This window comes from Chryseobacterium sp. GVT01B (genome assembly GCF_019970045.1).
GTDB lineage: Bacteria > Bacteroidota > Bacteroidia > Flavobacteriales > Weeksellaceae > Chryseobacterium.
On the sequence record NZ_JAHXYI010000001.1, the window covers coordinates 296,666 to 317,950 of the forward strand.

The 21,285-nt window shown below is 36.2% G+C and carries 22 protein-coding genes; 14 read left to right on the plus strand and 8 right to left on the minus strand.

Annotation, left to right across the window (positions count from 1 at the left end; all coding sequences use genetic code 11):
• The first annotated feature begins 85 nt into the window (after positions 1 to 85).
• The 9 genes from hflX (at position 86) to LC457_RS01435 (ending at position 9,578) form a co-directional block, all read left to right on the plus strand.
• Positions 86 to 1,312, plus strand: coding sequence for a GTPase HflX (gene hflX, locus LC457_RS01395; protein WP_223598305.1), 1,227 nt, complete (start codon positions 86 to 88; stop codon positions 1,310 to 1,312).
• Entirely contained in the window at positions 1,312 to 1,947 is a 636-nt protein-coding gene (locus LC457_RS01400; protein ID WP_223598306.1) for a DUF4919 domain-containing protein, read from the plus strand. Before hflX ends, LC457_RS01400 begins: the two co-directional genes overlap by 1 nt.
• Positions 1,948 to 1,968: 21 nt before the next feature.
• A complete protein-coding gene (locus LC457_RS01405) occupies positions 1,969 to 3,255 on the plus strand; it encodes a sodium:proton antiporter (RefSeq protein WP_223598307.1) in 1,287 nt (428 codons plus the stop codon).
• 25 nt (positions 3,256 to 3,280) lie between these two features.
• Positions 3,281 to 3,997 (plus strand): DNA alkylation repair protein, encoded by a 717-nt coding sequence (locus LC457_RS01410; RefSeq protein ID WP_223598308.1) that lies wholly within the window; start codon positions 3,281 to 3,283, stop codon positions 3,995 to 3,997.
• A gap of 132 nt (positions 3,998 to 4,129) precedes the next feature.
• Entirely contained in the window at positions 4,130 to 4,798 is a 669-nt protein-coding gene (locus tag LC457_RS01415) for a hypothetical protein (protein ID WP_223598309.1), read from the plus strand.
• 17 nt (positions 4,799 to 4,815) lie between these two features.
• Positions 4,816 to 6,837 carry a hypothetical protein gene (locus LC457_RS01420; protein ID WP_223598310.1) on the plus strand — a complete coding sequence of 674 codons (2,022 nt, stop codon included), beginning with the start codon at positions 4,816 to 4,818 and terminating at the stop codon, positions 6,835 to 6,837.
• The gene (locus LC457_RS01425; RefSeq protein WP_223598311.1) at positions 6,838 to 8,073 is read left to right on the plus strand and encodes a hypothetical protein; all 1,236 of its coding nucleotides are present in this window, start codon (positions 6,838 to 6,840) and stop codon (positions 8,071 to 8,073) included. It abuts the gene before it with no gap.
• Positions 8,074 to 8,102: 29 nt separating this feature from the next.
• Positions 8,103 to 8,441 carry a DUF6122 family protein gene (locus LC457_RS01430; RefSeq protein WP_223598312.1) on the plus strand — a complete coding sequence of 113 codons (339 nt, stop codon included), beginning with the start codon at positions 8,103 to 8,105 and terminating at the stop codon, positions 8,439 to 8,441.
• Positions 8,442 to 8,507: 66 nt separating this feature from the next.
• Positions 8,508 to 9,578 carry a calcium:proton antiporter gene (locus tag LC457_RS01435; RefSeq protein WP_223598313.1) on the plus strand — a complete coding sequence of 357 codons (1,071 nt, stop codon included), beginning with the start codon at positions 8,508 to 8,510 and terminating at the stop codon, positions 9,576 to 9,578.
• Between the two features lie 55 nt (positions 9,579 to 9,633).
• On the opposite strand, the gene LC457_RS01440 is transcribed toward LC457_RS01435, so the two are convergent.
• Entirely contained in the window at positions 9,634 to 10,014 is a 381-nt protein-coding gene (locus LC457_RS01440; RefSeq protein ID WP_223598314.1) for a group III truncated hemoglobin, read from the minus strand.
• Positions 10,015 to 10,152: 138 nt separating this feature from the next.
• Here LC457_RS01440 and LC457_RS01445 point away from each other — a divergent pair, with 138 nt between their 5' ends.
• The 3 genes from LC457_RS01445 (at position 10,153) to LC457_RS01455 (ending at position 12,152) form a co-directional block, all read left to right on the plus strand.
• Entirely contained in the window at positions 10,153 to 11,124 is a 972-nt protein-coding gene (locus LC457_RS01445) for an ion channel (RefSeq protein WP_223598315.1), read from the plus strand.
• Positions 11,125 to 11,613, plus strand: coding sequence for a YkgJ family cysteine cluster protein (locus LC457_RS01450; RefSeq protein ID WP_213277657.1), 489 nt, complete (start codon positions 11,125 to 11,127; stop codon positions 11,611 to 11,613).
• A gap of 236 nt (positions 11,614 to 11,849) precedes the next feature.
• Positions 11,850 to 12,152, plus strand: coding sequence for a hypothetical protein (locus LC457_RS01455; RefSeq protein ID WP_223598316.1), 303 nt, complete (start codon positions 11,850 to 11,852; stop codon positions 12,150 to 12,152).
• A gap of 44 nt (positions 12,153 to 12,196) precedes the next feature.
• On the opposite strand, the gene LC457_RS01460 is transcribed toward LC457_RS01455, so the two are convergent.
• The 4 genes from LC457_RS01460 to LC457_RS01475 all read right to left on the minus strand — a co-directional run bounded on the left by LC457_RS01460 (position 12,197) and on the right by LC457_RS01475 (position 16,158).
• The gene (locus LC457_RS01460; protein WP_262904039.1) at positions 12,197 to 12,433 is read right to left on the minus strand and encodes an iron chaperone; all 237 of its coding nucleotides are present in this window, start codon (positions 12,431 to 12,433) and stop codon (positions 12,197 to 12,199) included.
• A gap of 265 nt (positions 12,434 to 12,698) precedes the next feature.
• A complete protein-coding gene (gene gdhA / locus LC457_RS01465; protein WP_047380182.1) occupies positions 12,699 to 14,057 on the minus strand; it encodes an NADP-specific glutamate dehydrogenase in 1,359 nt (452 codons plus the stop codon).
• A 190-nt stretch (positions 14,058 to 14,247) separates the two neighbouring features.
• Complete coding sequence (gene dprA, locus LC457_RS01470; RefSeq protein ID WP_223598317.1) at positions 14,248 to 15,357, minus strand: DNA-processing protein DprA; 1,110 nt, start codon at positions 15,355 to 15,357, stop codon at positions 14,248 to 14,250.
• A gap of 33 nt (positions 15,358 to 15,390) precedes the next feature.
• Positions 15,391 to 16,158 (minus strand): rhomboid family intramembrane serine protease, encoded by a 768-nt coding sequence (locus tag LC457_RS01475; protein WP_213277661.1) that lies wholly within the window; start codon positions 16,156 to 16,158, stop codon positions 15,391 to 15,393.
• 237 nt (positions 16,159 to 16,395) lie between these two features.
• Between LC457_RS01475 and LC457_RS01480 the strand changes: the two genes are divergently transcribed.
• Both LC457_RS01480 and LC457_RS01485 read left to right on the plus strand, forming a co-directional pair.
• Positions 16,396 to 17,322, plus strand: coding sequence for a DUF3078 domain-containing protein (locus LC457_RS01480; RefSeq protein WP_223598318.1), 927 nt, complete (start codon positions 16,396 to 16,398; stop codon positions 17,320 to 17,322).
• 226 nt (positions 17,323 to 17,548) lie between these two features.
• Positions 17,549 to 18,472, plus strand: coding sequence for a DUF3078 domain-containing protein (locus LC457_RS01485; protein ID WP_223598319.1), 924 nt, complete (start codon positions 17,549 to 17,551; stop codon positions 18,470 to 18,472).
• 70 nt (positions 18,473 to 18,542) lie between these two features.
• Here the strand turns inward: LC457_RS01485 and sufD are convergent, their stop codons facing one another.
• The 3 genes from sufD to LC457_RS01500 form a co-directional block, all read right to left on the minus strand.
• On the minus strand, positions 18,543 to 19,877 hold the full coding sequence (gene sufD, locus LC457_RS01490; protein WP_374200527.1) for a Fe-S cluster assembly protein SufD: 1,335 nt from the start codon (positions 19,875 to 19,877) through the stop codon (positions 18,543 to 18,545).
• Positions 19,878 to 20,018: 141 nt separating this feature from the next.
• Positions 20,019 to 20,762 (minus strand): Fe-S cluster assembly ATPase SufC, encoded by a 744-nt coding sequence (sufC, locus tag LC457_RS01495; protein WP_047376159.1) that lies wholly within the window; start codon positions 20,760 to 20,762, stop codon positions 20,019 to 20,021.
• Between the two features lie 18 nt (positions 20,763 to 20,780).
• Complete coding sequence (locus LC457_RS01500; RefSeq protein WP_223598320.1) at positions 20,781 to 21,284, minus strand: GNAT family N-acetyltransferase; 504 nt, start codon at positions 21,282 to 21,284, stop codon at positions 20,781 to 20,783.
• Between the last annotated feature and the right edge of the window lies 1 nt (position 21,285).

Sequence of the window (21,285 nt, forward strand, 5' to 3'; positions counted from 1 at the left end):
AAAATATGTTATTAAATAAAAATTGATTTTGTTTTTTTTCTGAAAAATATTAACTTGTAAAAATCATAAACATAGACAGAACTTAATGTTAGAAAAGAAAGAACATAACTATGAGAAAGCAGTCTTGGTGGGTGTTATTACCCAGAATCAGGACGAAGAAAAACTGACGGAGTATCTAGATGAACTTGAGTTTTTAGCTTTCACAGCCGGAGCAACCGTACAAAAGCGTTTTACCCAAAAACTGACTCAGCCGGATTCCAAAACCTTCATCGGAAGCGGAAAAGCAATTGAGATAAAAGAATATGTAAAAGAAAACGAGATCGGAACTGTAATTTTCGATGACGAGCTTTCTCCTTCACAGCTTAAAAACCTGGAAAGAGATATGGAGGTTAAGATTTTGGACCGAACTAATCTTATTCTTGATATTTTTGCCCAGAGAGCCCAGACTTCTTATGCGAGAACTCAGGTAGAACTGGCTCAATATCAATATCTTTTACCTCGATTGACGAGAATGTGGACCCACCTTGAGCGTCAGAAAGGGGGAATTGGAATGAGAGGTCCCGGGGAAACAGAAATTGAAACTGACCGCCGTATTATCCGTGACAGAATTACATTGCTGAAAGAAAAACTAAAGACCATTGACAAGCAGATGGCGACCCAGCGTAATAACCGTGGGAAAGTAGTTCGTGCAGCTTTGGTAGGATATACCAATGTTGGAAAATCTACTTTGATGAATTCCATTTCAAAATCTGAAGTTTTTGCAGAAAATAAACTATTTGCCACTTTGGATACCACAGTAAGAAAAGTGGTAATCGGAAATTTACCGTTCCTGCTTACGGATACGGTAGGGTTTATCAGAAAATTGCCTACTCAGCTGGTAGAATCATTCAAATCTACTTTGGATGAGGTTCGTGAAGCTGATCTTTTGATTCATGTAGTGGATATTTCGCACGAAAGTTTTGAAGATCACATAGAATCTGTAAATCATATTTTGATGGAAATCAATGCTCATCAGAAACCAATGATCATGATTTTCAATAAGATCGACGATTTCAGCTATGAAAAAAAGGATGATGATGATCTTACCCCTTCAACCCGTAAAAATGTATCTCTGGAAGAGTGGAAGAAAACATGGATGGGGAAATCAAAATACCCAACGGTATTCATTTCTGCTTTAACGAAGGAAAACTTCCCGGAAATGAAGAAAATGATTTACGATGAGGTAATGAAGATTCATATTTCCAGATTTCCATACAACGATTTCCTTTTCGAATATTTCGATAACGACGAGGAAGAAGAAAGCAACAATTAATGAAATATCACTTTTTCCTTTTATTCATCATGTTTTCTGTTTTTGGTTTCAGCCAGAAATCAAAACTTGATTTGAAAGCTGTTGAGAAAAGTCTCAAAAATTCTGATTCTCCTTATAATTACGAGAAGCTTATTTTTAAATATAAAGGATATCCAAAGTCTCTGGACAGTATAGAGTCACAATATCTTTACTATGGAAGAAATTTCAGAAAAGATAAGGTAAGTACTTCAGATGATAGCTTTAAAAGCCTTGCTGAAGCCTTTAAACAGAACAATTTTGCAGACTGTATCAAGCAGGGAAAAGCCTTGTATGATAAAGATCCTACTAATCTGGATGTTTTGCTGATTCTTCTCAGAGCCTATGATTCTGTGAAGGATGGCAACAATTTTATGCATCACCTGAATCAGTTTCGTTCGCTTACGGAAGGAATAAAAGTCTCTGGAGACGGGAAATCTGAAAAAACAGCCTATATCGTCAATTCTGTAGGAGATGAATATATTCTGCTGAACATTCTGAATATAGGAAAGGATTATACGAGAAGCTCAAAATCTGCTAAGGATGGCATGTTTGATGTTTGGGAAAAAGAGGGGCAGCAGCTCTATATTAAAATACTCTATTTGGAACTTACCAATTAATCATAAAATAAAAAACACTTAGTGGAATTATATTATTCATTTTCAGCGTTAATCGTATTAGCATCAATATTCGCATATCTCAATTACAGGTTTTTAAAACTTCCAAGTACCATCGGAATTATGGTGATTGCCATTGTGGTGTCTATTTTCCTGGTAATGTTCGGAGAAACAGTACTTCCGAGAACTTTCGGACATCTTCACAACCTGATGAACAGTATCGACTTTACGGAGGTCCTGATGGGAGCTATGCTTAATTTTCTTCTGTTTGCAGGGGGAATTCATATTAATATTAATGACCTGAAGGAACAGTTCAGACCTGTAGTGATATTTTCCACAGTAGGAGTTGTAATTTCTACTTTTGTGGTAGGTTTTGGAATGTTTTATCTACTGCCTTATGTTGGCGTTAAACTTCCATTCATCTACTGTCTTGTCTTTGGAGCATTGATTTCGCCTACTGATCCTGTGGCGGTTCTGAGTGTTCTGAAACAAGCTAACGTATCCAAATCACTGGAAACAAAAGTTGCCGGAGAATCTCTTTTCAATGACGGTATGGCGGTTGTAGTCTTTACAGTGATCCTGCAGCTTGCCGTTGGAAAAGAAGTGGATCTGAGTGTTGAAACAATTGGATTGCTTTTGCTTAAAGAAGCAGGAGGTGGTCTTTTACTGGGGGTCCTGTTAGGATGGGTTACTTCAAGATTAATGCGTGAAGTAGATGACTATATTATCTCGGTATTAGTAACACTTTCTGTAGTGATGGGAGGTTATCTTATTGCAAGGCAAATGCATATTTCAGGACCACTGACGATGGTGGCAGCAGGATTGTTTATGGGGAACTTCAACAGAAGTTTCAAAATGAAGTCTGTCACTCAGGATTATCTTATCAAATTCTGGGAGCTTATTGACGAAATTCTGAATGCCGTATTATTCCTGTTCATTGGATTTGAACTTTTGATGATTAAAGATCTTAGACATTTCATGATTCCTGGCTTAGCTGCTATTGTGGTCGTGCTGTTTGCAAGATTTATTTCAATCTGGGGACCTACGAAGTTTACCTCTTTGAGAAGAAGTTTCAGCCCACAGACGGTAAAAGTTCTGGTTTGGGGAGGAATCCGTGGAGGTGTTTCCATTGCACTGGCAATGTCTATTCCTAAAAGTGAGTACAGTGAGATTATTCTAAGTATTACCTACTGTGTCGTTGTATTCTCGATTATTGTTCAGGGGCTTACCATTGCCAAGGTGGCCAATCCTAATAAGATCGCAAAAGAAGAGAAAGAACAGGAGAATATTGTCTTAGAAGAGAAAGCTTAAATTGCAAATAACAGTCGTTTCGGATATGAGTATCGTTAAAGAAATACAGGAGGCACTAGCTGTTTTGTCCATTCCTGAGAAGGCAGAATTCTTTCCAAGGTTTTTCAAGACGGGAAAAGGAGAATATGGTGAAGGCGATTTATTTCTGGGAGTGAAAGTTCCGGATCAGCGGTCTGTTGCCAAAGAATATTATCCGAAAATAAATTGGGAAGAACTCAGCATATTACTCTCTTCCAAATACCATGAACATAGGTTGACTGCACTTTTTATACTGATTTCAAAGTTTGAAAAAACAAAAGATAAAGCTGTAAAAGAAGAAGTGGTTGCGTTTTATCTTAATCATCTTTCTCATGTCAACAATTGGGATCTGGTAGACTCAAGCTGCTATAAAATTTTGGGTAGATATTCTTTTGAAAATCAGAAAGAAAATCTGCTTAGAGATCTTTCGGAATCTGAGGAAATGTGGCATAAAAGAGTAGCTGTTGTAGGGACGATGCATTATATAAAAAAAGGATCATTTGATCTTACTAAAGAATTCGTAACCAGAAACCTGAAACATCCTCATGATCTGATGCATAAAGCAAACGGATGGCTGTTACGCGAAATGGGAAATAAAAATGAAGGAGAATTGATAAGCTATCTGAACAAATATTATAAAGAAATGCCTAGAACCTGTCTTCGGTATGCTATTGAAAAGCTGGACGAAGATCTTCGTCAGGATTATCTGAAAGGACGTATTTAAAAAGTATAAAAAAATAGTGAAGAGTTTCTCTCTTGAAAAAAGTACCTGAAAACAGCTATTTATGCTCAAAAAATCAAAGATTGTAAGGTTTTAAGGTCAGAATTGAGTAATTTTGTGGTTTTAAACCCAATCATGAAAAATTTTCTCAGATTATTTCTTCTATGTATCCCTTTGCTGCTCCTGACTAGCTGTTTCGACATTCTTGATAAAGTAAATGTAAAGGCAGACGGTACGGGAGAGTATACCATTATTTTGAATGGCAGCAAAAGCAAAACAAGGCTGGCTTCAATCTCCAAAATGGAAACCATCAACGGGAAAAAAGTTCCAAAAAAAGCTGATATTGAAAATAAGATCAATGAAGCTGCAAAAATTTTCAAAGGAACTCCCGGAATCAGCAACGTAAAAACCTCCATGGATTTTGATAATTATATCATCAAACTGAGCTGTAACTTCAAAAAGATTGAAAACATCAATGCCGGACTGGAAAAACTTAAAGCTCAGAATATATTGGGTAAAATGATTCCTACTCAAATTTACAGCCAGAATCTTGAGAAAAAGACATTGACAAGAAATAAGGTCAATACTTTCAAAGCAGATTACGAAAAGATGAGCAAGGCGGATAAAGAAGTCTTTAATGATGCCAGATATACTTCCATCATGCAGTTCGAAAGTACGGTGAAATCACAAACCAACAATACTTATGTGCTTTCACCCAATAAAAAAGCGCTTAAACTGGAGGCTGATATCCTGGATCTGATTCTTCAGAAAAAACAAATACAAAACACTATTCTTTTTCAATAAATTTCTAAACTATAGTCATGAAATCTATCTTATTAAAAACACAAAAAATTATTTTTGTACTCTTTGGTTTTACACTGGTTTTTGCCCAAAATAGTATGAAAATTCCTGCTGATGCCGTATTTTATATGGAAGTCAACGGGAAAGAGCTTAATAACAAAATCAACTGGAATAAACTGAACCCCTTGCTGCATGAATTAAGCAAAAAGAACAAAGAAACCAAAGAAAACCTTTCATGGACAGATTATTCCAAAACCGGAATCAAATACGATGCTGTTCAATACCATTATGCAAGTTTTAATGATTCTATAAAAGCATACAATACCCATTTTATCATTGATAATAAGGAGAAGTTTCAGGAATTCATCAATTCTGTCAAGAAAAAAGGACAGGAAGTTTCTAATAAAAAGAACTATTCCTATGTAGATATCAATGACGATATTTTTGTTGCCTGGAACGGAAATCGTGCGGTTCTTAGAATGATAAGCTACACTAAACCTTATAAGGATCTTTGGTCAACAGAAGCCGTTGCAGACAGTACCGCTGTTGCCGTTGACTCCGTTTACGCAGAAGAAGGAGATACTGCTTATACTGATGAGCCGGAAAAACCTTTTGATTATAAAGAGGAGATCAAAAGCCTTAAAGACGATATTAAGTATCTGAAAGAAAGCATCAAAGATAACAACAATGAGATTGCAAGAATTCAAAAAGATATCAAATACCTTCAGAAACATCATAAATATCCTGAAGAGAAGGAAAGTGCTGAAAATGAAGAGGAAATGCCTAATGATGCTTATGCTTACGATGAAGAAGAGGATTTAGCTTACAAAAAAGAACAGGATTCTATCCGTAGAGAAAACTTCAAGATCGTTAAAAAGAATGCTGAAGATCATTTTGACCAATACTTCAGTTCAAATCTGGAAATTGAAGTTCCTAAAGAAATGCTGTCATTCAGAGATGCTAATTCCGATGTTTTTGTCTACACAGACTACGGAAGAATTGTAGAGGAAGGAATCTATGGAAAGATGACGAAATTCTATAGTTATGGGCAGCTCTTTAAGAATATGTACAATTCCAACTATTATTATAATCTATATTTTGATAAAGATAAAGTAAGGCTGGTTAATAATTATCAGCATAAAAATTCTGACATTCAAAAGAATGTATCAGCTATTTATAAAGGGAAGAAAAATAAAAAACTGCTGGAACTTATCAATGAAAAAAGCGTTGGTTACTATGCAATGAATGTAAATGGGGCGAAATGTTTCGACATGATGTACAGCCTTCTCCAGGATTCCGGAGAAAATGAGTATAAAAAAGAAATGGAACTCATTATGGAAACCATGAAAATTGTTCTGGATGAAGAAGCCATTGCCAAAATAGCACCAGGAAACGGAATCTTTGTTTTAAATGAATTGAAATCTAAAAAAGTAGAGTACACTGATTATGAATACGATGCTGATTTCAACGAAAAAGAAGTAAAGAAAACCAAAGATATTGCTGTCCCTAACTTCACCTTTGCTTTTGCAACAGAAAATGAAGGGTACTGGAACCGTATTTTTGATTTGCTTACAACCAATAAAAAACTGTCTAAAAGATTCTCTAAAAAAGGAAATCTTTACACCTTTAAAGACGAAAAAGACGGTGGATATATAGATCAATTATTCTTTACAGTAAAGGATGGAGTAGTATATCTGATGAGTTCTGCTGACAATATCTTATCAGTAAACCAATCTGATGTTTCCAGAAAATGGGCGAAAGATTCAGCAAAATATCCTTTGTCAGGAAGATTGGATATTCAGAAACTTTTAACTGGTTTAGATAAAGAATTCAAAACCCCTAAAGAGAGAAAGGCATTGGATGCCATCAGAAAAAATGTAGGGGAACTGTATTATAAGACAGAAGTGAAAGGAGAGAGTATTCAGACTGAAATGAATTATAATATTAAAGATTCTTCAGAAAATAGTTTAATGTATTTCTTTGATGTATTCGATCAGGTTTTTAAAACAAAAGAAACCGAAGAAAAACCACAAATCCTATAGATGAACAAAAAGAAGATTATTGTCCCGTTAGTTTTATTACTCGCAGTTGCAGCATATTTTGTGGTTTTTCATAAAAATAAGAACCTCAGATATATTCCTGAAAGTGCAGATGTGGTAGTTTTAATTGATATTAAAAAAGTAACGGGACAATATCTCTTCAGTCTTGCAGCACATCCTTCACATTGGTCAGGAAACAAAGCTAAAGGTAAAAGCGCAGGCTCACTGAAAGATTCAGGAATCAGAATTCCTGATTTCCTGCAGATTTTCCATATTAAAGACACAAAGTTTTCCGAATGGTACAGTGTTTTAGAACTTAAAGATTCCCAAAAATTCATTGCTTTTTTAAAGAAACAGAACTTTTTAGATAAAGGAAACAACCGTTTTCAGAAAGATCAGATTTTTCTTATGATCAATGGGAATCATTGTATTGCGGGAACTTCAGATTTGGCACTTGAAGCCATCCAAAAAGAGATTCAGACTTCTTCAAACTCTGTCAGGGACGCAGATCAGTTTATTCATAACACGGCCGGAAGCATTTCTTTCATTTCCGGAAAGAAAATTCAAAACTTTTCTATTGAATTACATGATGATGAAATTGAAATTAAAAACAATTCAAATCCTGAAATCCTTAATGCTGTCGCTTCCAAACTCCAGAAGGGAAATCACTTTCTTGATCTGGAATTAGACAAAGAAAACATCAGGAATTTCAGCCGTTTTTTCAATAAAAGTATTGCTGATTCTTCACAGGCTGTTTACCTTAAAGCAACGGCAGATCTTGAACAGGTCAATGACACGATTGTCAGTTATGAATATGATGATAATTTCAATGAGGTTGAAAAAAAGTCCTTTCAAAAAATCATTCAGCCTGATTATACCATTGATATTAAAAGTGCTGATGCCAATAAAACCTGGGCGTATTTCGAGTCTAAAAAGTGGATCAACAGTGAAAATCAATTTACCGAAATTCCCTTCCAACCCAATCGAATCAGCAGAAATAACAATGGTGTTGTGATAAAATCAACCAGAAAACCAATAGTATTATCACCACTTTTAAAAGAAAACTATATTTTCATCAGAAACAGTGCTCTGTTGTATTCTTCTTTGAAAACGCTGGGCAATACTGAAAAAAGAATCATTTCAGATATAGAATATGTGTTGTATGGAAATAAGTCGCAGGAGTATTGGGTGAAAATAAAAGCGAAAAACGGAGAATTACCCTTAATTTTACGCTGGTAACCATAGAAACCGAATAAAATTATCTATTAATGGCTCCATCAGACATTGCATTACTCAAAACCTTTACACACTATTTCCTGCATTTCGTTTTTCCGGTCTTTATTGCATTGATTTTTTATCGTAAAAACTGGAAGAAAGCTTATTTTATTCTCCTTGCTACAATGCTGGTAGATCTGGACCACCTTTTTGCTACTCCTATTTTTGATCCGTCAAGAGAAAGTATAGGTTTTCACTTCTTACATTCTTATTATGCCATTGCGGTGTATTTTTTGCTGGTGTTCTTTAAAGGAAATATCAGAATAATAGGAATCGGGCTTCTGTTTCATATGCTGACAGATTATCAGGACTTTAACTTCTGGCCTCATTAAAATATTATTAATATTTTCTTTTAATATTGAAATTTCTATAGATTTTTTGTATTTTGTAGTCACTTTATGAGACCTAAAGAATTCTTACACTACACCTATATTTTTCCTCTCCTTGCGGTAGGGTACTACTTTTCCGGAATGATGGGAACGGGAGTGCTTTATGATATTCTTGCAGGAATTTTATTGATTGGAAGTGTATTATCAGCAGTACACCATGCAGAAGTAGTGGCTCATAAAGTAGGAGAGCCTTTCGGAACCATTATTCTTGCCCTTTGTATCACCATCATTGAAGTTGCGCTTATTATCTCGCTGATGGTGGCCGGCGGAGATCAGGCGATCACGCTGGCCAGAGATACGGTTTTTGCCGCTGTAATGCTTATTCTTAACGGAATTCTGGGAATATGTATTCTCGTAGGCGGTGTTAAATATCATGAGCAGTTTTTTGCCAGAACTTCAGCAACTACTTATCTGGTAAGTATTGTTTCAATCCTGGTGCTTACCCTTGTTCTTCCCAATTTTACATCAAGTGTCAACGGACCTTTCTATAACGAAGCTCAACTTATTTTTATATCTATTGCCTGTCTTGTCATTTACGGTATTTTCCTGATGGTACAGACCGTTCGTCACAGAAGCTATTTTATTGTTCCTGATGAACATCCGGAAGAACATTATATCCCGTCATTGACAAAAACGCTTATCAGTTTTGGTTTTCTGGTGGTTTGCCTTGTTATTGTAGTGCTTATGGCAAAAGGATTATCTGATACAATAGAAGGAATGGTACAAAGTCTTGGAGCTCCAAAATCTTTGGTAGGGGTTATTATTGCAGCCGTTGTTCTTCTTCCTGAAGGTGTAGCCGCAATCCGTGCAGCCAGAGCTAATCAGATTCAGTCAAGCTTAAATCTGGCATTAGGTTCTGCATTGGCAAGTATTGGATTAACGATTCCTGCGGTGTCAGTGGTCTGCATTATGTATGATATTCCTCTGGTACTTGGATTGGACAAAAAAGACATTATCCTGCTTTCTTTATCCGTATTTATCGTAATGCTTTCATTAAGCCGCGGTAAGACCAATGTTCTGTACGGAACCGTTTTACTGGTAAACCTGGCCGCATATATCTTTACCGTAATAGTTCCTTAGATAAAAAAGGAAACCTGATAAAATAGATTCTGAGAATCCCGCATCCCGTAACTCACTACAGCCTTCTTGCCAATTCCATCTTGAAAGCCATTAGTTTTGCTATGTTTTCCGATTTGTAGATAGCCATATCTGCGTTTTCACCTGCGAAATTCTCCTCAATAGTAGTACGCCAAAGCTCTAGCCATCGGTCAAAATGTTTCTGTTCCATAGCCTGTATCTCATTAATCGGGAAATGAACGCCCATTGGATTTCCTTTATAAGACATCTGCCCGAAAAGAATAGATTCCCAGAAAGAATACATTTTAGGAAGATGTTTATCCCAATCTACTTTAGCAACATCATTAAAGAAAAATCCTATGGTTTCATCTTTAATTACCTTTGTATAAAATGCGTTGACAAGGTGCTCAATGTCCTCTCTTGACTCCAGTTTTTTCATACCTCAAATGTACTCCAAAATCAAATTAAAACTCAAATGAATCAATTGATAAAATTCATCAAAACAATATTTTATCTTTGCATCAGAATTAGCAGAAAGACGAAATCGTATAACCAACTCAAAAACAAATGAAATAGAATGACAGGAGGATTCAGAAAAAAGATCCGTCAGAAAAATGCGGAGAATAGTGGCTTCGGAACTAATGCCTCCGGAAGATTTATCAATAAAGACGGCCTTCCGAATGTTCAGAGAAGAGGAGTAAATGTTTTCAACAGGCTAAGTTGGTATCATACCATGCTGAATCTTTCTTCATTTCGCTTTATCTCCTATCTGGTTATAGCTTATATTCTGATCAATCTTCTTTTTGCAATGATCTATTATCTGATTGGGGTAGAGCATCTTACCGGAATAGATAAAAGTGATCCGTTGAATGAGTTTATCGACGTTTTTTTCTTCAGTTCCCAGACCTTCACAACAGTTGGATACGGAAGAATTGCTCCGGTGGGATTTTTGGCCAGTCTTGTGGCTACTTTTGAAGCGTTTTTGGGATTGCTTACCTTTGCCATTGCAACGGGACTTTTTTATGGAAGATTTTCAAGGCCGAGAGCATATTTACGATTTTCTGATATAGCAGTTATTGCCCCTTTTCAGGAATCCTCGGCATTAATGTTCAGGCTGGCTCCCTATAAGAATAATGCATTGACGGATGCAGACGTAATTGTATCTGTTGCCATTGAAGTGATAGAAAACGGAGTTGCAAAAAGTAATTTTTACAGGCTTACTACTCAGATGAGTAAGATTAATACATTGGCTCTTAACTGGACTGTAGTGCATAAAATAGATGAAAACTCCCCATTTTATGGTTTTTCAGAGGAGGATTTTAAAAATACCGATCTCGAACTTATTGTGCAGGTACGTGCATTTGATGAAGTATTTTCCAATACAGTAGTCCAGCGGTCTTCTTACACCACAAGGGAAATTGTGTATGGAGCTAAATTTGTCCCTATGTACTATCCTAACAAAGAAAATCTCTCAACGGTTCTGGACCTGGATAAAATAAATGAATATAAGAAAGAAGAACTTCCGGATTCAACTGGAAATAATGAATAAATGGATTTAGATTTTTATAAAAAGCAAGCAATACAGAAGCAGAAAGAGCACAAGAAATTTCTGGACGGATTAAAGAAAAAACCGCCCAAAAACCTCGATTATATTGTACAGGAAACCCATGATGAAGTTTTTGATGAAATAGATTGTTTACAATGTGCCAATTGCTGCAAAACAACAGGTCCTTTGTATACTGAAAAGGATATTGAGCGTATTGCCAAGCACCTCCGGATGAAGTCTGCAGATTTTGAAGCCAAGTTTTTAAGAGTAGATGAAGACAATGATAAAGTATTGCAGAATCTTCCCTGTTATTTCCTGAATAGTGATAATACCTGTTCTATCTATGAAGTAAGGCCAAAAGCCTGCCGGGAATATCCTCATACAGACCGTAAAAAGATCTACCAGATTAATAATTTGATGCTGAAAAATACAGTGATCTGTCCGGCCGCCTTTGAATTCGTAGAAAAAATGATGAAAAATATAGCGAAGTAACTTTAAAAGATAGAAGAAGGAAGATAGATGGGAGAAGGAAATTATTAAATTAAAGAAATGATGGTTCAACTGTGATAAACTTCCAGCTTCCAGCCTCGGTCCTCCAGCCAAATTCGTTAGAATTATTTTTTGCAAATTCCTCTTAAATAATTATAAAGTACGTTAAATTAGCTTATTACACATAATTTTATAAATGGTGCTTCGTTTAAGTTAAACAATCATTTAAATATTACATTATGAAAAAGTTATTTTTAACGGCAGCGTTTACATTAGTCGGAGTAATCGCAGTATCAGCACAATCAACACCGCAAAAGCCAGCCGATACTTCTACTAATAACCCAACGACAACTCAAACACAACAACCGAATACACAGACTACAAGTCCATCGGATCCAAAGACTCAACAGGAAAAAACACCTGCTACTACAACGGAAACTGCTCCTGCAACTGACCCAACTGTAAGTACAACACCTACAGATGCTACTAAACCTGCGGATGCACCAAAAGAAGAAAAGAAAGACAAAAAGAAGAAAAAGTAAAATCGCTTTAGCAAACACTAGTCGGAATCCTGAAATCTTGTATTTCAGGATTTTTTTTGTTCAATTTCCTCAACTTTGAACCGGACAATCTTATTGACTAAGTCCAGCGGGAGATCACCAGAAATCGGAAACTGTACAGCTCCTTTGGAATATGCATATTTTCTTTCTTCAAAATCTGCTTCAAAATTGCGTACCCCTTCAGCTCCGGGATAAAAGCCAATGTGTTTTTTATACGCTGCAAAATAAACCAAAGGTTTTCCTTTATACCTGAAAGCCGGCATCTGATATCCAATATATTCTTCCAGATCAGGAACCTGTGAATGGAGATGGCTTGTCTTAGTTCAAGCAGCTTTTTCTGTACTTCTATCGGGAACAGAAGGATATATTCATCAATATTTTTAAACGTGTTTTTCATGCTATAAAAATAAAAAAAGCGCTGCTAAATGCAGCGCTTTCTCCTTTCACTTTTTACTTTTTTCCCATTATCCCGGGAACAGGCTATATCAAAAAAGGTCGGGAATTTTTCCCAACCTTTGTTTTTTTCTGTTACACAACTCCTTGAGCCAACATTGCTTCTGCTACTTTTACGAAGCCGGCAATATTTGCACCTTTTACGTAGTTTACATAACCATCTTCGTCTTTTCCGTAGTCTCTACAAGCTTTGTGAATACCAATCATGATTTCCTTTAATCTTGCATCAACTTCTTCAGAAGTCCAGTTAAGACGGATAGAGTTCTGAGTCATTTCTAATCCTGATGTAGCAACACCTCCAGCATTGGAAGCTTTACCAGGAGAGAATAATACTTTATTATCTAAGAAATAGTTGATTGCATCTAGTGTAGAAGGCATGTTAGCAGCTTCAGTTACACAAACACATCCGTTTTCAACTAATTTTCTTGCATCATCTAAATCTAATTCGTTTTGAGTTGCAGAAGGGAAGGCAACGTCACACTTCACATCCCAAGGACGTTTTCCAGCGTGGAATTCAGCAGAAGGATATTTTTTAGCATAATCTTCAGCTCTGTTGTTTCCTGAAGATCTAAGTTCTAATAAATAATCGATCTTTTCTCCGCTGATACCATCTTTATCATAGATATATCCATCTGGTCCAGAGATTGTTACTACTTTAGCACCTAGTTCAGTTGCTTTTTTGATAACTCCCCATGCTACGTTTCCGAAACCTGATACAGTTACTGTTTTACCTTCGAAGTTTTGTCCGATAGTCTTAAGCATCTGCTCAGCAAAATATACTACACCGTATCCTGTAGCTTCAGGACGGATTAATGAACCTCCGTAAGCTAGACCTTTTCCAGTAAGAACTCCGGTAAACTCATTTCTGATTTTTTTGTACTGTCCGAATAAATATCCGATTTCTCTTGCTCCAACACCGATATCTCCTGCAGGTACGTCTGTTTCAGGACCGATGTGCTTGCACAATTCTGTCATGAAAGCCTGGCAGAAACGCATTACTTCCATATCAGATTTTCCTTGTGGATCGAAATCTGAACCTCCTTTACCACCTCCCATTGGAAGAGTTGTTAAAGAGTTTTTGAATACTTGTTCAAAAGCTAAGAACTTAAGAACTGATAAGTTTACAGTAGGATGGAAACGGATTCCTCCTTTATATGGTCCAATAGCAGAGTTCATTTGGATTCTGAAACCTCTGTTAACCTGAATTTCTCCTTTATCATCAACCCATGGAACTCTGAAAATAATAATTCTTTCAGCTTCAGCCATTCTTTCAAGCAGCTTCATTCCTGTGTATTCTTTTTTAGTAGCAATGAATGGAATTACAGTTACGGCAACTTCTTTTACAGCCTGTAAGAACTCCGGTTCGTTAGGATTTTTTGCTTCAATTTTTGCAATAAACTCTTGGATTTTCTGGTCAATATTATATTGTTCCATATATTAAGGTTGAATATTATTGTCAACAAATTTAATTTTTTTTTCAAGATTCACAACACTGTATTTCAACATTGTTAAAAATTAAATAATAATGTTTCGTAATATTATTAAATTGATAATTTGTGTTCAAATTTTATTAAAAATGAAATGTTATGTGTGAAATAATGCAATATTAAGAAATCATTAAATCTTAAATTGCCATGAATTGCCTCCCGGAAAATGATTTTACTTTCCCTAAAAGTTCCAATTCTAAAATTATTGGTAAAATTTTGTGCGTGGCAAGCCCAATTTTCTGAGATAGATCATCCAAAGAAATCAGAGGCTCTTCTTTAATGGATTGATATATTAAATTCTGATTATCAGGTAATTGTACTATGGTCTCGCTATAAGGAAATAACTCTCCAATTTTTTCTTTAGGAGCATTAAACCCCAACATACCGATAAGATCTTTTATGGTAGAAATGGCTGTTGCTTTGTTATGGAAAATCAGCTGATTACATCCCTGGCTGCAGAGATCTGTAATTTTCCCTGGAAGGGCAAAAACGTCCCTATTATAATCATTGGCAAAAGCGGCGGTACTTACAGAACCTCCTCCAAAACCGGTTTCCACTACAATGGTTGCGGGGGACATTCCTGCTACAATTCTATTTCTCTGAATGAAGTTTTCACGGTCTGGTTTTTGGGAAGAGCTGAACTCTGTGATTAATGCTCCACCTTCCTGAAGAATTTTCTCAGAAAGCTTCCTGTTTTTTGCCGGATATAAATATTGAAAGCCGTGTGCAAGGACAGCTATTGTAGGTTTCTGATGAAGAATAGACTGCTCATGAACCTCTTTGTCAACTCCTAGAGCAAGGCCGCTTACCGATAGATAAGTAGAAGATTGAGAGGCTTCAAACAAGTCTTCAATAAACTGCCGGCCATATGACGTCATATTCCTGGTTCCGACGATACTGACTTTTGAAATTGAATCATCAATGTTTCCTTTTTGATAAAGAATAGCAGGTGCATCATTACATTCGTTAAGCAGAAAAGGTGTTTCACCAAGATGTTTCAGCCTGACCTGAATATTATTCTTTTCGCAAAAATTTAATTCTTCTTCTGCGAATTCCAAATGCTTATTATTCCCAATGTCTGAAACTGTTTTTTGTCCTATGCCTTCCAGCTTTTTGTATTCTTTCTTTGCTCTTCTCCAGGCTTCCTGGGCACTTCCAAAAGTACGGACAAGTTTATGAAAATGAATGTCGCCTATCTGGCTGCACTCGCGGAGGGCGATTGCATATAAGTATTCTTGGGAAATCATGTGTGTTTTTTTTCAAATGTAGTGAATTAAGTGTTATCTCTTCCTCAATTCATCCAAATGATCCCAGATATCATCTCTTTTTTTATACGGAAGTTCCATAAAATCTTCCGGATGGTTTTCTTTGTATTCCTGCCACAGTTTATCATCCTTTTCACTATAATAATTAGGGAATTCCCAAATGAACTTTTTCTTCTTTTCTCCAACATTTTTGAAGGCAAATGCAATAATACTTCCGACTACAGCTCCGGAAAGATGGGCCTGCCACGAAATTTTACTCGGCTCCTGCATGTTATAAAACAACTCTTCCGGCAGCATTCCCCAGACTAAACTTCCATAATATAGGACAACAAGCATTGAAATGGTCAGAAGTTTTGTATTCCATTTAAATACACCGCTAAAAAAAAGGAAGAAGGCAAGTACATACACTACACCACTGGCTCCGATTGTACATGTGTACATATATTCACCGGAGAGAATGTCGATTGGAGGAAGAAGCCATACCAAAAGCCCTGTTGCCAGCCAGCCGATAATAAAAACTTTGTTAGCAACCACAGGATAAAACTGATAGAGCAAAAACATAAGTGCAGCTATCGGAATAGAGTTTCCTATAATATGATCTATATTTCCATGTAAAAGAGGAGAGGTAACGATACCGAGCAGTCCTTCAGGCAAAAGTGGAATGATCGCTCCAAAGCAGCTTTGAAAAAAGCCCTGCATTTGTAAGAAATACCCGAACCACATCGCAGAAAGCATCAGCAAAGGGTATATAATCGCTCTTTTGGAAATTGCATTTTTAAACATGAGGATTTTACGTCAAATCAAAAGCCAATGATAAATTTCGGAAAATTTGTCGATGAATCAGTTTCTACCTACCTGATTTTAAGACAAAAGGTTTCAAATTTATTTTTTAAACTTATTATTTTGGCATTGATTTTATAGAGATATCTTATTGTTAGGTAATTAATAGCATTCTTTAAAGCTGAATTTACCTTTAAAAAAAATTATATTAATACTTTTGCAATGAAAATTATTTGAGTAATGAAGAAGTTTTTATTGATTCTTTCCTTTTTTATGGGGATTTATGCAAGTGCACAAGAAGAATTGAAGAAAGATTCTGTTGTGGCTGATACAGTAAAATACTGGTCGGTGATAGGAAAAAACACATTAATGATCAATCAGGCTGCCTTTTCAAACTGGGTAGGAGGTGGAGCCAACAACGTAGGATGGCTTGCCGGGATCAATTACAATCTGACGTATGAAAAAGACAACGACCTCTGGGAGAATATCATTATTCTGGGGTATGGACAGAATGATACCAAAGGATTGGGAATAAGAAAAACGCAGGATGTGATCAACGTTTCTACCAATTATGGGCGAAAATTCTCAAAAAGCTGGTATTTCTCTTTAGGTGCGGGATTGCAATCACAGTTTGCTGCAGGATATGAAGATGGAAACAACCCTGAAGCCAAAAAGATCTCAAATTTTATGGCCCCGGGCTACCTGAACGTCGGGATGGGTATCACCTATAGACCCAATGATGATCTGACGGTGACTTTACGTCCTACCAACGCCAGATGGACATTTGTTTTGGATAAAGACCTTCAGACAGCAGGAAGTTATGGTTTGAAAAACGATGGTGATTCTTCTTTATTGCAATTCGGTTTTCTTGGAACGGCCATTTATAAGCTGAAAATAATGGAAGATATTTATTTGACAAATACGGCTTCAGTCTTCTCGAATTACCTTGACCGTCCGGACAGGCTGGTTCTTGCTTATGGAGCTCTGTTGAACCTTAAAGTCAACAAATATATTTCATCCAATGTGACGGTTGATTTACTGTATGATCACAACCAAATCGAGAAAACGCAGCTGAAACAAACCCTTGGAATTGGGTTCGCTTATACCATTGATAATGGTGTGAAGCGTTCTGATCGTAAGGACAGTCAATGGTGGATTAAAAAGTAATATGAGAAATCAATTTTAATATAAAGACACTTCAGAAATGAGGTGTTTTTTGTTTTGAAAATACTGTAGTTTTAAGTTGACTTAAGTTTGGGGTGTAATAGAGTTTTGTTTAAATGATTTATTTTCATTGTATTATAAGCGAAAAATCAACTATGTTAAATTCATTTTAAAGTGAATTTTCTTCTGACGTAGATTATTATTTATACATTTGTAATAAATCGACATTATGAAAAAACTTTTATTGATCGGTTCCATTTCTTTTGGAGCGATAGCTTTGGCGCAAGAAACTAAAACAGATGCTCCTGCAGCAGACACCGTTAAAGCCTGGTCTATTCAGGGACAAAATACATTAATGCTTAATCAGGCTGCCTTTTCAAACTGGGTAGGTGGTGGAGCCAACAACGTAGGATGGCTTGCCGGTGTCAATTACAACCTGACTTATGAGAAGGGGAAAGATCTTTGGGAAAATATCATTATTCTGGGTTATGGACAGAATAATACCCAGGGAACAGGAGTGAGAAAAACTCAGGATGTTATTAACCTTTCTACAAACTATGGTAGAAAATTTGCCGAAAGCTGGTATTTCTCCGCAGGAGCAGGCCTTCAGACTCAGTTTGCTCCGGGATATGAAGATGGAAACAATCCTGATGCTAAAAAGATTTCCAATTTCATGGCTCCCGGATATTTAAATGTAGGTGCAGGGGTTACTTACCGTCCTAATGATAATCTGACCGTAACATTGCGTCCTGCTAATGCGAGATGGACTTTTGTTTTAGACAAGGATCTCCAGACTGCCGGAACGTATGGCCTTAAAAATGATGGTGATTCATCACTTTTCCAGTTCGGTTTTCTTGGAACAGCCATCTATAAGATCAAAATCATGGAGAATATTAATCTGACGAATACAGCGTCTGTATTTTCAAATTATCTGGATCATCCGGATAGATTGGTACTGGCTTACGGAGCGGTTTTAAATATGAAGATCAATAAATATATTTCATCCAATATTACCCTGGATCTTCTGTATGACCACAATCAGATCTGGAAGACACAGTTGAAGCAGACGTTGGGCGTAGGTCTGGCTTATAATTTTGATAATGGTAAGAAACGTTCGGATAATAAGGATAACCAAGGCTGGTTAAAGAAATAAGAGAGAACTCGTAAGAAATAAAAAAAGCACTTCAAAAAGAAGTGCTTTTTCGTATCAATATATATAAGTCTTAGAATTCTATATCTACTCCTAGTTTTTCAGCCAATAGCTTAGAAATTTTTTCCTTTAGAGGCTCAATATCAATGTTCTGCATGGCATCATTTGCGAAAGCATATAAAAGTAATGCCTGAGCTTCTTTTTTAGAGATTCCTCTTGCTCTCAGATAAAATAAAGCATCTTCATTCAATTGACCTACGGTACAACCGTGAGAACATTTTACATCATCTGCAAAGATCTCCAACTGAGGTTTTGTATCAATACTTGCCCCCTCACTTAGCAATACGTTGTTGTTTTGCTGATAAGCATTTGTTTTCTGAGCAATTTTGTCAACGAAAACTTTTCCATTGAAAACTCCATGGGCATTGCCATCAAAGATTCCTTTGTAGTTCTGATAACTTTCACAGTTCGGGAAATTGTGGTGAACTGCCGTGTGGTGGTCTACCAACTGATCTTTCCCAATGATTGTGATCCCGTTCATGAATGAATTGATATTAGATCCATTATGAATAAAATCAAGGTTGTTTCTTACCAGTTTACCTCCGAAAGAGAATGTGTTTACAGTCGTTAAACTGTCTTTCTCCTGTCTTGCGAAAGTACTGTCGATAAGATAGGTTGTGTTGTTGTCATTCTGAAGTTTGTGCCAGTCTGCTTTTGCATTCGGATAAGTAAAGATCTCCGTTACAGAGTTTGTCAATACATACGTGCTGTCAAAATTATGGTGGCTTTCAATCACTTCTACTTTGGCTCCTTCTTCTACAATCAAAAGATTTCTTGTATTGTAGAATGTGTTTTCCTCCTGATTTTGAGAAATATAGAAAACGTGGATTGGTTTTTCAATCACTACATTTTTAGGAACCTTAAGGAAGAATCCATATTTGCAATAAGCAAGGTTCAGGTTAGTAAAAGCCTGTTCTTTAGAAGCAATCGTATTGAAATATTTTTCAAAAACCTCTTTATGCTTCTCATCGTTTAATGCATAGTTGAATGAAAGAAATTCTACATTTTCAATAGAAACTTTAGAAAGCTCTTTGTGAAGTTTACCGTTTACAAAAACAATCCAATCAAAATTTTCTTCCCCAAGGTGCAATTCATCAAACTGCTCCTTAGTGATATTGTGGTTCTCTTTCGGGAAGAAGTTGTAGCTTTTTTCCGTGATTTCCTTTAGATTGGTATATTTATATTCTTCGTCTTTTTTAGTAGGAAAACCAAGGTCTGCAAATCTCTGAAGAGCTGCTTTTCTTTCATCATCCAGAAATCTGTGACGAAGACTCTCCAAAAATTCATTATGGTTCTCTGTAAGTTGTTCTTTTAATGCCATTACTGGTATATCTGTGGTTTGCACCATTTTTTCTTTTTTTTTGAACTAAAATATTGTTATTCCGAGGAATAGGGAATCCAATTTTTAATAGTAGAGATTCTTTATTTTGACAGGCTTCACGAATGAATGATTGCTAAAAATTTTAATCTCTGAAATAATATATTCTTCTTAGTTAAGAAGCCAGTCGTAACCTTTTTCTTCAAGCTCTAATGCTAAAGATTTATCACCGGTTTTGATGATTTTTCCATCTGCTAAAACGTGAACGAAGTCAGGTTGAATATAGTTAAGCAATCTTTGATAGTGCGTAATCAAAAGAACTGCATTTCCTTCATTTTTAAAGTGGTTTACTCCATCTGCTACGATTCTTAAAGCATCGATATCCAATCCTGAATCAGTCTCATCAAGGATAGCTAATTTAGGATTAAGCATCATCATCTGGAAGATCTCGTTTCTTTTCTTTTCACCTCCGGAGAATCCCTCGTTTAATGATCTTGAAAGGAAATCTTTCTTGATACCCAGTTTTTCAGATTTTTCACGGATTAATGCAAGCATTTCTTTTGCCGGCATTTCTTCCAATCCATTTGCTTTTCTTGTTTCGTTTAAAGCAGCCTTGATAAAGTTCGTTACAGAAACTCCCGGAATTTCCACTGGATATTGGAAAGAAAGGAAAATTCCTTTGTGTGCTCTATCTTCAGGAGCGTCTTCACTGATGTCTTCTCCCTGGAAAAGGATTTCTCCACCAGTCACCTCGTAATCCTCTTTTCCAGCGATTACAGAAGAAAGGGTAGATTTCCCGGCTCCGTTCGGCCCCATGATAGCGTGAACTTCACCTGGCTTTATTTCAAGATTAATACCTTTTAATATTTCTGCGCCATCTTCAATTTTGGCGTGAAGGTTTTTAATTTCTAACATTTTATTTGCTTAAACAAATTATTTTTGAATTCTATATACTAAACTTTCAGGTTGACCAGGAACATCATTAAGAGTCCCGATTTTGATCATACCTGCCTTTTCCAAAACTTTAACAGAAGCTATATTGGTAGGACGAACAATTGCGAATATTTCTTCATTGTTCTCCTTAAAGCCAAAATCTATAGCTTTCTTTGTGAATTCTGTGGCGTATCCCTTCCCCCATGCCTGGGAAGCAAAACGATAGCCTAAATTCAATTTTTCTTTGTCTCCGTAGAGTTTGTAGCTCAGTCCTCCAAAACCTATTATATTTTCAGGGCTTTCCTTTTCAGCAATAGCCCAGCTTCCAAAATGATGGCTGTCCCAATGATCAAGCATTTTTGTAAATGTATTCTCTGCTTTTTCAAAGCTCATGGGTCCGCTTGGGTTATGAATATTGGTTTCAGGGTCATGATTAATTTCAAAGAAACTTTCAAAATCTTCTTTTGCTGGTTTTCTTAAAATTAATCTTTCTGTAACTACCATA

Bases quoted from the DNA above. Each gene is read 5' to 3' on its own strand.
- hflX (WP_223598305.1), top strand. From the start codon at position 86: ATGTTAGAAAAGAAAGAACATAACTATGAGAAAGCAGTCTTGGTGGGT.
- LC457_RS01400 (WP_223598306.1), top strand. From the start codon at position 1,312: ATGAAATATCACTTTTTCCTTTTATTCATCATGTTTTCTGTTTTTGGT.
- LC457_RS01410 (WP_223598308.1), top strand. From the start codon at position 3,281: ATGAGTATCGTTAAAGAAATACAGGAGGCACTAGCTGTTTTGTCCATT.
- LC457_RS01415 (WP_223598309.1), top strand. From the start codon at position 4,130: ATGAAAAATTTTCTCAGATTATTTCTTCTATGTATCCCTTTGCTGCTC.
- LC457_RS01420 (WP_223598310.1), top strand. From the start codon at position 4,816: ATGAAATCTATCTTATTAAAAACACAAAAAATTATTTTTGTACTCTTT.
- LC457_RS01425 (WP_223598311.1), top strand. From the start codon at position 6,838: ATGAACAAAAAGAAGATTATTGTCCCGTTAGTTTTATTACTCGCAGTT.
- LC457_RS01430 (WP_223598312.1), top strand. From the start codon at position 8,103: ATGGCTCCATCAGACATTGCATTACTCAAAACCTTTACACACTATTTC.
- LC457_RS01435 (WP_223598313.1), top strand. From the start codon at position 8,508: ATGAGACCTAAAGAATTCTTACACTACACCTATATTTTTCCTCTCCTT.
- LC457_RS01440 (WP_223598314.1), bottom strand. From the start codon at position 10,014: ATGAAAAAACTGGAGTCAAGAGAGGACATTGAGCACCTTGTCAACGCA.
- LC457_RS01445 (WP_223598315.1), top strand. From the start codon at position 10,153: ATGACAGGAGGATTCAGAAAAAAGATCCGTCAGAAAAATGCGGAGAAT.
- LC457_RS01450 (WP_213277657.1), top strand. From the start codon at position 11,125: ATGGATTTAGATTTTTATAAAAAGCAAGCAATACAGAAGCAGAAAGAG.
- LC457_RS01455 (WP_223598316.1), top strand. From the start codon at position 11,850: ATGAAAAAGTTATTTTTAACGGCAGCGTTTACATTAGTCGGAGTAATC.
- LC457_RS01460 (WP_262904039.1), bottom strand. From the start codon at position 12,433: ATGCCGGCTTTCAGGTATAAAGGAAAACCTTTGGTTTATTTTGCAGCG.
- gdhA (WP_047380182.1), bottom strand. From the start codon at position 14,057: ATGGAACAATATAATATTGACCAGAAAATCCAAGAGTTTATTGCAAAA.
- dprA (WP_223598317.1), bottom strand. From the start codon at position 15,357: ATGATTTCCCAAGAATACTTATATGCAATCGCCCTCCGCGAGTGCAGC.
- LC457_RS01475 (WP_213277661.1), bottom strand. From the start codon at position 16,158: ATGTTTAAAAATGCAATTTCCAAAAGAGCGATTATATACCCTTTGCTG.
- LC457_RS01480 (WP_223598318.1), top strand. From the start codon at position 16,396: ATGAAGAAGTTTTTATTGATTCTTTCCTTTTTTATGGGGATTTATGCA.
- LC457_RS01485 (WP_223598319.1), top strand. From the start codon at position 17,549: ATGAAAAAACTTTTATTGATCGGTTCCATTTCTTTTGGAGCGATAGCT.
- sufD (WP_374200527.1), bottom strand. From the start codon at position 19,877: ATGGTGCAAACCACAGATATACCAGTAATGGCATTAAAAGAACAACTT.
- sufC (WP_047376159.1), bottom strand. From the start codon at position 20,762: ATGTTAGAAATTAAAAACCTTCACGCCAAAATTGAAGATGGCGCAGAA.
- LC457_RS01500 (WP_223598320.1), bottom strand. From the start codon at position 21,284: ATGGTAGTTACAGAAAGATTAATTTTAAGAAAACCAGCAAAAGAAGAT.